Source organism: Pandoraea sp., assembly GCF_041919235.1.
Classification (GTDB): domain Bacteria; phylum Pseudomonadota; class Gammaproteobacteria; order Burkholderiales; family Burkholderiaceae; genus Pandoraea.
This window is the reverse complement of sequence record NZ_JAYRUC010000036.1, coordinates 1-13,502: the sequence shown is the minus strand read 5'-3', so window position 1 is coordinate 13,502 and position 13,502 is coordinate 1. Positions and strand designations below refer to the sequence as shown.

The window sequence follows — 13,502 nt, the reverse complement described above, 5'->3', positions numbered from 1 at the left end:
GCGGCCGCCCTCGGCGTGGGGCACCCACCGGGCGATAGCCCTGAAGTGCGCCGCGTGGCGCTGGGTTTCGACGAACGTGTGCCGGAGCGATTCAAGGAAAGCTATCGACCCGCGGCACAACGACAGGAGTGAAGGAATGAAGGTGACGATCATTGGCGCGGGCGCCATCGGGGGCCTGCTCGGCACAAAGCTCGCGGCGACGGGCGAGGCACAGGTGAGTGCGCTGGCACGCGGTGCGACGCTGGCGGCTCTGCGAGAGCGCGGCTGGCGTGTCAGGCAAGGTGAGACGTTGAGCGCCGCACCCGTTGCGATGGCACACGCCTTGGAAGACGCCGCCATGCTGGGTGTGCAGGACTTGGTCGTCGTCGCGGTGAAAGGGCCCGCGCTCACACAGGTTGCGGCGAACATCGCGCCGCTACTCGGGCCCCATACGCTTGTGCTACCCGCGATGAACGGCGTGCCGTGGTGGTTCTGTCAGGGGGTGGCCCCCTTTGGCGACGATCCGCTGATGAGCGTCGATCCGCATGGCGCGATTGGCGCAGCGATTCCGCTGGCGAATGTCGTCGGCTGCGTGGTGCATGCGAGCGCGGCGACCCCGGAGCCCGGCCTGGTCGACCACAAGATGGGCCGTGGGCTCATCGTCGGCGAGCCGGGCGGCGGGGTGAGCGAGCGCGTGCGGCGGCTCGCCGCGTTGCTCACGCGTGCGGGTTTCGACGTGACGGCGTCGGAGAACGTGCGTCTCGACATCTGGTACAAGCTCTGGGGCAATCTGACGATGAACCCGGTGTCGGCCATCACGGGCGCGACCATCGACCGGTTGCTGGACGACCCGCTCGTGCGGGCGTTCTGCTCGGCGGCGATGCGCGAGGCTGCAACGATCGGGGCGGCAATCGGCTGCGTAATCGAACAGTCGCCCGACGACCGGCACGCGGTGACGGCTAAGCTCGGCGCGTTCAAGACTTCGATGCTGCAGGACGTGGAGGCGCAGCGTCCCATCGAACTCGACGCGCTGGTGAGCGTGGTGCGCGAGATCGGTCAGCGCGTGTCGGTCCCCACGCCGAACATCGATGCGCTGCTCGGCCTGACGCGTCTCTTCGGGCGAGTGCGCGGGCTATATTGACGGCTATCGTAGCCGAAGCGCGGTGCGGTGCCGTGCCGTGCGGCCCTCGGATTGCATGGCCGGCGGACGGCCATCGTTGCCGGCGATCGAGGCCGATCCGATCTTGCGTCGGAGAGGATCGCGCCCCAGGCCTTCGCTCAGACCGATTCGTCAACCCACTCCGATCGCCGCGCGCCATACCCCTGGCCCGCGTCGCGCCACGTCGCAAGGACTCGCTGCCACGCTCGCGCCGGGTTACGTGGCGGCGCTCGCGCGTCCGTTCGGCCTTGTGATGCGACGCGTGAGCGGGCAATCAGCGGTGCTGGACGTCGGGTGACGGTCGGGATGGCTGGGGGGGCGGTGAGGATGAGGAGGACGGCAGTGCGGCGAGATCCTCGCTCAATTGCGCACGCAGTGTTTCGATCGCCGCCGTGGTGTCGGCGGGCTTCAGCGTTTCACGGGCGATGGCGTCGCGCAGATGATGGCGCAGCATCGGATCGCGCGTTTTCGAGAGTGTCTCGCGATAGAACGGCAGCACCTTCTCCGAATGTCCGCCGAGGCGGTAGAGATGCGCGATTTCCTCGATCGTGCGGACGGTTGCAAAGGCCGGGGTGGCCGGGGTGACCGATCCGGGCCCGCCGTGACATGCCATGCCCGGCGGCGGGGGCGGCATGTTGCCCAAGTCACCCATGTCACGCATGTCCGCAACCTGCGAGCGCGCGGCCCGCGGTAGCGCGTCGGACGCGGTGGCCGCGCGCGCAGCACTTGTGGCCGCCAACGTCAACATCAACGTGAGCGCGGTCGCGGTCGCGGATTTGCGCAGTGTGATAAATCTCATATGGACTCCGTATGAAATGCATTCGATAAGCGATCGAATGTCTGAGCGAAAGCGTAACGCGCATCCGTCGAGCTGCCGCGCAACGGTAACGACGTGTAAGGCGAGTCGCAGGTGCGTTCGGCACGGCGATGTGGCGTTCGGGGCCGTCTGCATGGAGGATGTCGACGCCCGGCGTTACACTGGCCTGGTCGCCGTGCAAACGCCGCGGCGGGCTGACGGTCTACCCCTGCCTCAGCGTTCGAGGAGCCGCTATGACAACCGATTTCGTGCATCCCGCCACCGTTACGTCGTGGCAAAGTCCGGTGGATTTCTACGCCACGCTCACGCGAGTGATCGATGCGCTCAAGCAGCACGGCATGACGCTCTTTGCCGATATCGATCAAAGCGCGGCGGCTGCGTCGGTCGGGCTGGCGTTGCGGCCGACCCGGCTGCTGCTGTTCGGCAACCCGAAGGGCGGCACGCCCATCATGGTCGCCAATGCACATGCCGGACTGGAGCTGCCGCTCAAGGTGATGGTATGGGCGGCGTCCGCTGACGATGTCCGCGTGGACTTTCTGAATCCGGGGCCGTCATTGAGTGCGCTTTACGGCATCGACTCTGCGCAGGTCGCGGGGTTTGGCGGCGTGGCGAAGCTGTTGGAAGCCGCGCTCTCGACGTGACCGATCAGCCCGGCTGCGGTTCGGTCGTCGAAACGACGCCGAACGTGATGCGCGCGAAACGGCGTCGTGGCCGGCGCGATGAGTCGGCGCGCAGGTGCACAGGTCACCGCACACCGTTGCCCGGCGGGCGTCGCCGCGCGCTGTGCGCTGGTGCGAAAGTGCCTATACTGATCCGGCCTGACTGCGCGCCGCCGCGCTGAAGCGTTGTGCCCGATCTTCGCAGGCACACGGTGAGCGACGGGCGTGGGCATTCCCCCCTATTTGATGGAGCAACTTCCGTGTCGAACAGTCAATGGATCCGTGTCGAAACCGTGGACGGCGGCTTCGATGCCTATCTGGCATTGCCACCCTCGGGTAAAACGGCAGATGCGCCGGGCGTCGTGCTGGTGCAGGAAATCTTCGGCGTGAACGAGCACATTCGTGGCGTGGCCGATCAATACGCGATGGACGGTTACGTAGTGCTCGCGCCGGATATCTTCTGGCGTGACGCGCCGCGTGTCGAGCTTGGCTACTCGGGCGACGACTTGGCGCGCGCGATGGTGTTGCGCAAGTCGGTCGACGTCGAGAAGGCCGTGGCCGATATCGATGCCACGGCCAAGGTGCTGCGCGGCAAACTCGACGCCGGCGCGAAGGTCGCTGCCGTCGGCTACTGTTTTGGCGGACTGCTGTCGTACCTGAGCGCCGCTCGCGGACAGGTCGACGCCGCAGTGCCGTATTACGGCGGCGGCATTCACAACTATCTCGGTGAAGCAGCGAATCTGAACGTGCCGGTGCAATTCCATTACGGCGCGCTCGACAGTCACATCACGCCCGATATCGTGACGTCGGTCAGCGAGGCTGTGAAGTCGCGCCCGAATACGGAAGTGTTCGTGTATCCGCACGCCGATCACGGTTTCAACTGCTGGGCGCGCGCGTCGTACCATCAACCGTCGGCGGCGCTCGCGCATGGTCGCTCGCTCGAGTTCCTCGCGAAGACGCTGTCGAAGTAAGCGGACACGTCGTCACGGTGCGCACGGCAAGAAGCCCGCTTCTGCGGGCTTCGTCGTTTCCGGACTTGGGATCGCGAATATCGTAGGTACCACGCGCGCCGGCAAAAAAGTCCGTCGCCGGAGCGACGGACAAAGTCCTGTGCGTTGAACCGCTACGCACAGCGACAGGAGTCTGAGGTCGCCATGGACCGGAGATCACACTGAGCGCCAGGCGAACCCGGCGCGTCGTTATGCGCAGAACGCGCGTCGCACTGCGGCCCCATGGGGGTGGCGTGCGGTGCGGCGCGTGACTTTACGAACCGAAGTAGGTCGTTCCCGCGCGCTGCAGGCCGCCGACCGAACCCATCGCGAGCGGTGCGCTCGTCGCCACCGGTAGCGAGACGGGCACGTTCTTCGGGTACACGGCGTCGTGTTGAACGACGAGGCCGGCATGCTCGGCCTGGATCAAATCGTCGCGCACCTGGGCGCGACTCAGGGCGCTGGTTTGCGGCACCCACGAGAATTCCGAGGGGCCGTCGAAGGCGTCGCTGGCGAAAGCCGAACCGGCCGAGACGGCCAACATGGCGGAAACCAGGGCAGAGGTAATGAGTGCGCGTTGCATGATGTTTCTCCTGTCTTTTGAAAGAGGCGATGTGTTATTCATCGTCGACAGTTGCAGTTTATTTGCGCGCTCAGCAACGATAAAGTCGACTTGCGACAAACAACTATTGCTTGATTGGAAATAATCAAGTGAGGCGCTGAGGAGGCCCCGATGCTGTATCTGTGGATCAAGGCCGTGCACCTGATCGCGGTGATCACGTTCATTGCGGGCATGGTGACGATGGCGCTGGGCGGGCGTCTGGCTCAGCCCGAGTGGCGACGCATTGCGCGGCGGGCGGACTATGGGCTGGCGTCGCCAGCGCTGATCGTGGTGTGGGTGACCGGGCCGACGCTGGCGTTCATGGCGCACTGGTGGAGCGCGCCGTGGCTCATGGCCAAGCTGGTCCTGGTGGTGGTCGTCTCGGGGTTGCATGGGCGCATGTCCGCAACGCTTCGGCGGCTCGAACGCGACGGCGCCACGACTTCCCCAGCGCTCTTTCGGCGAGCGTTACCCGTCACGCTGTTGTCGATGGCCGCTGTGGTCGCGCTGGTGGTCGTCAAGCCATTCTGAGCGGCAAGGGTGCCGCGCCGGTGCCGCCGGTGTGTCAAGGGATTCGGCTTGGTGGGCGAGAGTGCCCGGTGTTACGCTGACGGCATCGCCAAGAACGTTCCAAAATTACGCCTTTGAAAGACCTGGTGTCGATGCCGAGCACAAGTGCGGTACCCCTGGAATTTCAGGGGCATGACCGCCCCGTCGGCGCGTTGGCGAAAGATTACCCCGATGGTTACGTCGTGCGAGCGCATAGCCACCGGCGCGCGCAACTGATGTACGCGTGTGCCGGCATTCTCGAAGTGCGCACCGACGCGTCGCTCTGGGTGATACCGCCGCAACGCGCGCTATGGATTCCAAGCGAAGTCACGCATGAAGTTCGCATGCGGGGCAGAGTCGAAATGCGCACGATCTACGTCGACGTGGCGCGATGCGGTATGTCGGCACCCGAGACGCTCATGCTCATTCGCGTGTCCGCGTTGCTGCGCGAGCTGATTCTTCGCGCGATGACCCTGCCCGCCGACTGGTCTGCCGAGGGCAAGGACGCGCTCGTCATGGCGTTATTGCTCGAAGAAGTGGAATGGAAGAGCGATGCCGCGCTGCATTTGCAGGTGCCTCGCGACGCGCGTCTGCGCAAGATCCTCGACATCTACCTGAGTACGCCCGCAGATCCCCGCAGTCTGCAGGACTGGGCGATCGAAGTCGGCGCATCGAGCCGCACGCTCGAACGGCGCTTCATGGCGGAGTTCGGATTGCCGTTCCGGGAGTGGCGTCAGCATATGCGCCTGCTGGGCGCGCTGCCGCTGTTGGGGGCCGGGCGCCCCATCACGCAGGTGGCGCTCGAAGTCGGCTATGAGACGCCGAGCGCGTTTTCCACCATGTTCCGCCGCCTTATGGGCGTGACGCCAAGCGAATACCTGATGCGCGCCCGTGGCCCGGATTGAGCCAGCGCATGGCGTCCCACATGTCGTCGTAGACGGGCACGCCTTCAGCGTATAGCGGTGAGCGCCGATGTTTCGATCCGATGCCGACGAAATCGATGCCGAGATGGCGCGCCACCCTCAGATCCCAAAGCCCATCGCCTATCGAGGCGATCATGCGCGGACGCGTAATGCCGTAGCCTGCCTGCGCCCGCTTGATCGCCTCGGCAACGAGCTGCTCGCGCGAACTGTACTCGGAGGAGGTGATGAGCATCGCATCGGTGTATTCGATGGCGACGGCGCGTAACTTGCGGTGGCTGACCTGCCGAATACCGCCCGTGGCGAACACCACGCCCCAGCGCGAGCGGTGGGCCGCTTCGACGAAGGCGCGCGCACCGGGAATTTCGGCCAGACCGTGGGCGTTGAGCAGGGCGGTGAAGCGTTCGTCGATCTCGTGCTCGAAGCGCGCCAGGTCGTGCGGCTGCGGCAGTGCCCGCCCGTGCTCGGCGTGGGCATGGATCAGGATGCCGGTGTCGGTGTGATGCGGATAGCTACCCCAGTCGGTATTCAGGTTTTCGAACGCCAGCGACGCCATTGCGCCGAGCAATGCGCGCTGGTGAATTCGCACCGAATCGGTCAGAGTGCCGTCGACATCGAGCACCAGAATGCTGTCTTTTTCGAAACTCGCCTGCATGGCTGAATGGGGCTCGCGTCAGGGCGGGGAGACTCGCCGCCTAAACCCACGAGTGTACGAATTCGCGCCATTTAACAAAACGCGTCGAGTGACAGGGGTTACGCCGGACGCGACAGATGGGGCTGTGGGATTTGATAGGTGCTCGCGCGACCGACGGCCCGCAGGCCGCCTTGCGCAAGCAGGGTGTGAGGTGTGGCCGGTTCAGCCGTAGCGGGGGCGTGCCAGAGCGCGGTACTTTGCGTCGAGCCGCTGAAGCATTGCGAAGGCCTGCTCGATCTCGGCAGCCGAGGGCTGGCGATCGCGCGGCTCACGTGCCGATGCGGGCGCCGCGCTCATCTGCGGTTGCGCATCGGCCTGGGCGGAAGCGTGCACCTGCGATTGCGTCTGTGCCGCTGCAATGGCGCGCTGCGGGGGGCTCTGTGGGTTCTGCCGGCACGGGCGTTGTTTGACCTCGCGATGCGATTCGGGGGCCAGCGCCTCACGCGTCTCGCCGAGGGCAAATTCGCGATAGCGTTGATGACCCTCGTGGAGCAGCTCGGCCAGCGTGTGCACAATGTCGTCGCCGGGTCCCACCGCACGCATCTGCAAACGGGCCGTCTGGAAGTACTCAGGGACATCGCCGAACATGTACGACAGATGCTGACCCGCATGCTTGCGTGAATCTTCGCGAATCCGCTCGATGGTATTCGGCGTCGCCAGCGAGACGAGCAGTGTGTGGACCCGACCGTTGACCGGTATCCGGACGTAGGCGCCAAGCATGGCCTCGCGGACCTCCGGCGCGCCTGTGGCGCGTCGAAGCTCGGGCGTGGGGATCGGTGCCGCAATGTGATGACGTCGAGCTTCGTTCGCACCGGTCAGCATGCGCGCGAACGTGAGTCGCGGTATCTCGATGTAGACGTCTGCATGGCGCAGCATGCGCTGCATGCTCGATGACATCTGGCGAAGGCGCTGGGTTAGGCGCCGTTCGATGTTCGGTACGGAAAATTTGCCCTGCGACTCGGCAGCAAAGATCTCGGAGAAGGCCTGCTCGAGTGCACGGGTATCGCGTCCGTCCCGGGCGAGGGTGGCGCGCACCGTTGCTGGCAGCGACGCTTCGCAGCCGGCCAGCATGAGACGGCTGGCGCTGACCTCGGTGTCCACCTCCGGCGGGAGGTCGAGCAGACAATTCTCGCTGTCGTTGCGGCTGCCGCTCACGCAAACCGGCCGCACGTCCGTGAGTCGCTCGGCGAACACGCGTGCACGGGTCGTCGGGGGCTGCGACCAGTCGAAAGTTGTGCCGATGACTTGGGCGAGCGGCGTGCTCGGCGCGACGCCCTTAACGCCCTTGATGCCCTTGATACGCTCGACGCTCGCGGAGACCGGCGCCGATGCGATCTGCCTGAGATCGGTCGTCATGCTGTGAGCATGTGTGGCCGGGAGCGGCTGTGCAACCCCGTCAGATACGGCCAGTGCGGCCGTCCACCATTCTCCAATCGCAAAATACATCGCTGTCGCTCCGGTTGGTTTCACGGGACTTCCCCGTGCTGGCCCGGAGTATTCCCCGTATGGCGATTCGAGTTGTTGCGCCCGGACGTCAACGTTTGGCGTTTGGCACACGCAGACGCGTTCGATCAGACAATGGCGGTGCGCAAACGCGGCGGCGCTTCGCGCAGCAACGACTGGAGCCGTTTGAGCGCACTTGCCAGGCGCTCGGGATCGCCGACGCCGCCCAGGGAAATGCGGATCGCATTGGGGGCGTCCGATGAGAGGCAAAAGGCGTCGGCGGGGGTGACGGCCAGGCCTTCGGCGCGCGCGGCCATCGTCAACTCGCGGGCGGTCCAGGGGGCGGGCAGCGCGTGCCAAAGGTGAATGCCTTGCGCGGGCATAGCGCCGCTGTCGCCGAGAATCTGCGCAGCAACGCGCTGGCGCTGCGCTGCCGACGCCTTCACGCCATCCAGAATGCGCTCTGCCGTGCCGTCGTGAATCCATTGCGTCGCGAGCCCGGTCATGAGCGGCGGGGCCATCAGCGCGAAGGCGTGCAGCGTACTTTGGAACGCGTCGCGCTGCCGTGCGTCAGCCAGCCGGACATAGGCGGTGCGCAAACCCGGCGTCAGGCATTTCGACAGCGTGGACACATAGTGCACGCGATGAGGCGCGAGACGTGCGAGCGGTGGCGGGGCGTCGTGTGCGAGACGCCAGTAGGGGTCGTCTTCGATCAGCGTCAGATCGCGCTTTTCGGCAACGTCGAGCAGTTCGCGGCGGCGGGACTCGGGCATGGTGCGCGTGGTCGGATTCTGGAGCGTCGGATTCAGATAGACGAGATGCGCGCCGTGGTCTCGCGCCGCCGTGTTCAGCGCGTCGGGCAGCATTCCGTCGCCGTCGGCGGCGACACCGCTCAATCGGCGCCCGAGCGTGCGCGCTGCACTGAGAAGTCCCGGGTAGACGATCGGCTCGCATAGCACGGTTGCATCGCGGTCGGTGTTCGCGAGGAGCAGGGCGGCCAATGTGGCTTGCGCGCCCGGGCATACGAGTACGTCGTCGTGGGCGAGCGTACCGAGCATCGGGGCGAGCCACAGCGCGCCCGCTTGCCGGTCGGCGACGCCGCCGTCACCCAACTGATACGCCATGAGCCTCGACGCATCGGTGTGCCGCAGCACTTCCTCGATCCCGCGCAGCACCGTCTCGCCGAGGAACAGGTCGGCGGGCGCTGGCGGGATGTTCATTCCCAGGTCCAGCACCTGGTCCAACGTCACGCGCGGGGTGCTGACGAAGGTGCCAAGCGGGCCGCGTCCCTCGATGGCATGCCGCTCGCGCGCCCGGTTGTAGGCGCGGGTGACCGTCGTGAAGTCGATGCCCAGCCATGTCGCGAGTTCGCGCTGCGCGGGCAGACGGTCGCCCGGGCGCAGACGCCCGTCCGCCACGGACTGTTCGATGAAACTCGCCAGGCGCAGATAGCGCGGCCCTTTGCCAGCGAGAAGTGCCGGCTTCCAGAAGGTGGCGCGCAAGGTGTCGTGAGAGGCGTCCATGGCAATGTCGGTGGAATGTATGGATGTTTTCGGCGCTTTCGCAGAATATTTGCAGTGTAGTTTGCATACATAAGCGTCGCAAGGCTTGCTTTTGCAAGGCTCATCCGCATCTGAGCTCGGTGCGCTTGCCCCGAGGGGTGGGCGCAACGTGGCAACGTTGTTAACAATCAACGACTTACCTTGCGAATCCCTGCGCGAGTGCATTGACACTTGCGCTTGCGCCGGGTATAGTCGCAGGCTCCGGTTTTTCCGGCGGCATGCGCGTGCCCAATGCAAAATGCTTATGCATCAAGCGTTTAGGTGCGGACAATCCGCAAGGGTAGCCGGGGAATGCGCAGTAAATCTGCATGACGGCCCGCCTTGGTTTTCATGCTTTTGACACATTTAGGAAATCACAATGCCAACGATTAACCAATTGGTCCGCAAGCCGCGCACCTCTGCTCAAATCAAGAGCAAGAGCCCGGCCTTGCAGGACTGCCCGCAGCGTCGCGGCGTGTGCACCCGTGTGTACACGACGACGCCGAAGAAGCCGAACTCCGCTCTGCGTAAGGTTGCCAAGGTGCGCCTGACCAACGGTTTCGAGGTCATCTCGTACATCGGCGGTGAAGGCCACAACCTGCAGGAACACTCGGTCGTGCTGATTCGCGGCGGTCGTGTGAAGGATTTGCCGGGTGTGCGTTATCACATGGTGCGCGGTAGCCTCGACACGCAAGGCGTCAAGGACCGTAAGCAGGCCCGTTCGAAGTACGGCGCGAAGCGTCCGAAGGCCTAAGCGGCCAAGCGGATATACGTTCGGTGATGGTTGTATATCGTCACTGAGTAAGTGGTCACTCGGCCTGAAAGAGGCTAGTAGGTGGCCTGGAGCGAAGCTCCAACTGAATTCATTAAGGAAGAAATCATGCCGCGTCGTCGCGAAGTCCCCAAGCGCGAAGTGTTGCCCGATCCGAAGTTCGGCAACGTTGAAGTCGCTAAATTCATGAACGTGCTCATGCTTGCCGGCAAGAAGTCGGTGGCAGAGCGCATCGTTTATGGTGCTTTCGAGCAGATCCAAACCAAGGCGGGCAAGGATCCGCTGGAAGTCTTCAACACGGCTCTCGGTAACGTGAAGCCGGTGGTTGAAGTCAAGAGCCGCCGTGTTGGCGGTGCAAACTATCAGGTTCCGGTCGAAGTGCGTCCGTCGCGTCGTATGGCATTGGCGATGCGTTGGTTGCGTGAGGCCGCGAAAAAGCGTAGTGAGAAATCGATGGCCCTGCGTCTGGCAGGCGAGCTGATCGAAGCCTCGGAAGGCCGTGGCGGCGCCATGAAGAAGCGTGACGAAGTTCACCGCATGGCTGAAGCCAACAAGGCCTTCTCGCACTTCCGCTTCTGACGCTGGCAAGCAGTACCTAGAGCAGAAACCGGGGCGGGTGCGCATGAGAAATTGCGCCTCGCCCGTTTGTGTTAGTAGCCCCCTCAAAAATGGCGGCTACATTGAAAGAGGCTTAAAGTGGCTCGTACAACCCCTATCGAGCGCTACCGCAACATCGGTATCAGCGCTCACATCGACGCAGGTAAAACCACGACGACCGAGCGCATTTTGTTCTACACCGGTGTGAACCACAAAATCGGTGAAGTGCACGATGGCGCCGCGACGATGGACTGGATGGAGCAGGAACAAGAGCGTGGCATCACGATTACGTCGGCTGCCACGACCTGCTTCTGGTCCGGCATGGCGAACAATTACCAGAAGCACCGCATCAACATCATCGACACGCCGGGTCACGTCGACTTCACGATTGAAGTCGAGCGCTCGATGCGCGTGCTCGATGGCGCGTGCATGGTCTACTGCGCTGTGGGTGGCGTGCAGCCCCAGTCGGAAACCGTTTGGCGTCAGGCCAACAAGTACGGCGTGCCGCGCCTGGCGTTCGTCAACAAGATGGACCGTACCGGTGCGAACTTCTTCAAGGTCTACGACCAGCTGAAGACGCGCCTGAAGGCCAACCCGGTGCCGGTGGTGGTGCCGATCGGTGCCGAAGAAAACTTCAAGGGCGTGGTCGACCTCGTCAAGATGAAGGCGATCATTTGGGACGAAGCGTCGCAAGGCATGAAGTTCGACTACGTCGACATTCCGGCCGAGCTGCAGGCGGAAGCCCAGAAGTGGCGCGAAGGCATGGTTGAAGCCGCTGCCGAGTCGAGCGAAGAGATGATGAACAAGTACCTGGAAGAGGGCGACCTCTCCGAGGCCGACATCGTCGAAGGTATTCGTCTGCGTACCATCGCTTGCGAAATTCAGCCGATGCTGTGCGGTACGGCGTTCAAGAACAAGGGTGTGCAGCGTATGCTGGACGCCGTGATCGACTTTCTGCCGTCGCCGGTCGACATTCCGCCGGTCAAGGGTACGGACGACAAGGAACAGCCGGCCGAGCGCAAGGCGTCGGACGAAGAGAAGTTCTCGTCGCTGGCGTTCAAGATCATGACGGACCCGTTCGTCGGCCAGTTGATCTTCTTCCGCGTGTACTCGGGCGTTGTGAACAAGGGCGACACACTGCTGAATTCGGTCAAGGGCAAGAAGGAACGCCTGGGCCGTATCGTGCAGATGCATGCCAACCAGCGTGAAGAAATCGACGAAGTGCGCGCTGGCGACATCGCTGCCGCCGTCGGCCTGAAGGACGCCACCACGGGCGACACGCTGTGCGATCCGAGCGCCCCGATCGTGCTCGAGCGCATGGTGTTCCCGGAGCCGGTGATTTCGCAGGCTGTCGAGCCGAAGACCAAGGCTGACCAGGAAAAGATGGGCCTTGCCCTGAATCGCCTGGCACAGGAAGATCCGTCGTTCCGCGTGCATACCGATGAAGAATCGGGTCAGACCATCATTTCGGGGATGGGCGAGCTCCACCTCGAAATTCTGGTGGACCGTATGAAGCGCGAATTCGGCGTGGAAGCCAACATCGGCGCACCGCAAGTTGCCTACCGCGAAACCATTCGCAAGTCGGCTGCGGACGTCGAAGGCAAGTTCGTCAAGCAGTCGGGCGGTCGCGGCCAGTTCGGTCACGCCGTCATCACGCTGGAGCCGAACGAGCAAGGCAAGGGCTACGAGTTCCTCGACGAGATCAAGGGCGGTGTCATTCCGCGCGAATACATCCCGGCGGTCGACAAGGGGATTCAGGACACGCTCAAGAGCGGTGTGCTGGCCGGCTTCCCGGTGGTGGACGTCAAGGTTCGCCTGACGTTCGGTTCGTACCACGATGTGGACTCGAACGAAAACGCGTTCCGCATGGCCGGTTCGATGGCTTTCAAGGAAGCCATGCGTCGTGCCAGCCCGGTCATTCTCGAGCCGATGATGGCCGTGGAAGTGGAAACGCCGGAAGACTACATGGGTAACGTGATGGGCGACTTGTCGAGCCGTCGCGGCATCGTGCAGGGCATGGACGACATGGTGGGTGGCGGCAAGATCGTGCGCGCCGAAGTCCCGCTGTCGGAAATGTTCGGCTACTCGACGTCGCTGCGCTCGCTGACCCAGGGCCGCGCCACGTATTCGATGGAGTTCAAGCACTATGCTGAAGCGCCGAAGAACGTGAGCGAAGGCATCATCAGCGCCAAGAACAAGTAATTGACTGCCGGGTGACCGCGTCATGCGATGCGGTCCCTGGCGCACTGTTTAATCGTCTATTCAGTCTCTGAGGATTCGGAAATGGCAAAAGAAAAATTCACGCGGAACAAGCCGCACGTGAACGTTGGCACCATCGGCCACGTTGATCATGGCAAGACCACCCTGACGGCCGCTATCGCAACGGTTCTGTCGTCGAAGTTCGGCGGCGAAGCCAAGAACTACGCCGACATCGACGCAGCGCCGGAAGAAAAGGCACGCGGTATTACCATCAATACCGCCCACATCGAGTACGAAACGGCGAACCGCCACTACGCACACGTTGACTGCCCGGGCCACGCCGACTACGTCAAGAACATGATTACCGGTGCTGCCCAGATGGACGGCGCGATTCTGGTTTGCTCGGCAGCCGACGGCCCGATGCCGCAAACGCGCGAGCACATCCTGCTGGCGCGTCAGGTTGGCGTGCCGTACATCATCGTGTTCCTGAACAAGTGCGACATGGTCGACGACGCCGAGCTGCTCGAGCTGGTCGAAATGGAAGTTCGCGAACTCCTGTCGAAGTACGACTTCCCGGGCGACG

General features: G+C 63.8%; 14 protein-coding genes. 9 read left to right on the top strand and 5 right to left on the bottom strand.

Annotated features, from left to right (window positions below):
• Nucleotides 1–136: 136 nt before the first annotated feature.
• Nucleotides 137–1,120: a 2-dehydropantoate 2-reductase gene (locus ACE3UG_RS21140; protein WP_374627612.1), complete on the top strand. Its 984-nt coding sequence runs from the start codon at nt 137–139 to the stop codon at nt 1,118–1,120.
• 292 nt (nt 1,121–1,412) lie between these two features.
• Here ACE3UG_RS21140 and ACE3UG_RS21135 read toward each other — a convergent pair whose 3' ends face one another.
• Entirely contained in the window at nt 1,413–1,937 is a 525-nt protein-coding gene (locus ACE3UG_RS21135) for a hypothetical protein (RefSeq protein ID WP_374627610.1), read from the bottom strand.
• A gap of 251 nt (nt 1,938–2,188) precedes the next feature.
• Here ACE3UG_RS21135 and ACE3UG_RS21130 point away from each other — a divergent pair, with 251 nt between their 5' ends.
• Both ACE3UG_RS21130 and ACE3UG_RS21125 read left to right on the top strand, forming a co-directional pair.
• Nucleotides 2,189–2,596, top strand: a complete 408-nt coding sequence (locus ACE3UG_RS21130; RefSeq protein WP_374627608.1) for a DUF302 domain-containing protein — start codon at nt 2,189–2,191, stop codon at nt 2,594–2,596.
• Nucleotides 2,597–2,874: 278 nt separating this feature from the next.
• The gene (locus tag ACE3UG_RS21125) at nt 2,875–3,585 is read left to right on the top strand and encodes a dienelactone hydrolase family protein (RefSeq protein ID WP_374627606.1); all 711 of its coding nucleotides are present in this window, start codon (nt 2,875–2,877) and stop codon (nt 3,583–3,585) included.
• Between the two features lie 292 nt (nt 3,586–3,877).
• Here the strand turns inward: ACE3UG_RS21125 and ACE3UG_RS21120 are convergent, their stop codons facing one another.
• Nucleotides 3,878–4,186, bottom strand: a complete 309-nt coding sequence (locus tag ACE3UG_RS21120; protein WP_374627604.1) for a DUF4148 domain-containing protein — start codon at nt 4,184–4,186, stop codon at nt 3,878–3,880.
• Nucleotides 4,187–4,336: 150 nt separating this feature from the next.
• Here ACE3UG_RS21120 and ACE3UG_RS21115 point away from each other — a divergent pair, with 150 nt between their 5' ends.
• Both ACE3UG_RS21115 and ACE3UG_RS21110 read left to right on the top strand, forming a co-directional pair.
• Complete coding sequence (locus ACE3UG_RS21115) at nt 4,337–4,735, top strand: CopD family protein (protein ID WP_374627602.1); 399 nt, start codon at nt 4,337–4,339, stop codon at nt 4,733–4,735.
• A gap of 131 nt (nt 4,736–4,866) precedes the next feature.
• Nucleotides 4,867–5,658 (top strand): helix-turn-helix domain-containing protein, encoded by a 792-nt coding sequence (locus ACE3UG_RS21110; protein WP_374627599.1) that lies wholly within the window; start codon nt 4,867–4,869, stop codon nt 5,656–5,658.
• Here the strand turns inward: ACE3UG_RS21110 and ACE3UG_RS21105 are convergent.
• From ACE3UG_RS21105 to ACE3UG_RS21095, 3 genes are all read right to left on the bottom strand, one after another.
• Nucleotides 5,606–6,328, bottom strand: coding sequence for an HAD family hydrolase (locus tag ACE3UG_RS21105; protein ID WP_374627597.1), 723 nt, complete (start codon nt 6,326–6,328; stop codon nt 5,606–5,608). The two genes, ACE3UG_RS21110 and ACE3UG_RS21105, sit on opposite strands and share 53 nt — an antisense overlap.
• Before the next feature lie 201 nt (nt 6,329–6,529).
• Complete coding sequence (locus ACE3UG_RS21100) at nt 6,530–7,723, bottom strand: hypothetical protein (protein WP_374627595.1); 1,194 nt, start codon at nt 7,721–7,723, stop codon at nt 6,530–6,532.
• 215 nt (nt 7,724–7,938) lie between these two features.
• Nucleotides 7,939–9,333 (bottom strand): PLP-dependent aminotransferase family protein, encoded by a 1,395-nt coding sequence (locus tag ACE3UG_RS21095; protein ID WP_374627593.1) that lies wholly within the window; start codon nt 9,331–9,333, stop codon nt 7,939–7,941.
• A 397-nt stretch (nt 9,334–9,730) separates the two neighbouring features.
• Here ACE3UG_RS21095 and rpsL point away from each other — a divergent pair, with 397 nt between their 5' ends.
• The 4 genes from rpsL to ACE3UG_RS21075 all read left to right on the top strand — a co-directional run.
• Complete coding sequence (rpsL, locus tag ACE3UG_RS21090) at nt 9,731–10,105, top strand: 30S ribosomal protein S12 (protein WP_010804142.1); 375 nt, start codon at nt 9,731–9,733, stop codon at nt 10,103–10,105.
• 126 nt (nt 10,106–10,231) lie between these two features.
• A complete protein-coding gene (rpsG, locus tag ACE3UG_RS21085; protein WP_023593821.1) occupies nt 10,232–10,702 on the top strand; it encodes a 30S ribosomal protein S7 in 471 nt (156 codons plus the stop codon).
• A gap of 117 nt (nt 10,703–10,819) precedes the next feature.
• A complete protein-coding gene (gene fusA, locus ACE3UG_RS21080; protein ID WP_374627590.1) occupies nt 10,820–12,922 on the top strand; it encodes an elongation factor G in 2,103 nt (700 codons plus the stop codon).
• Nucleotides 12,923–13,003: 81 nt separating this feature from the next.
• On the top strand, nt 13,004–13,502 hold a 499-nt coding region (locus tag ACE3UG_RS21075), incomplete at its 3' end, for a GTP-binding protein (protein ID WP_374627588.1).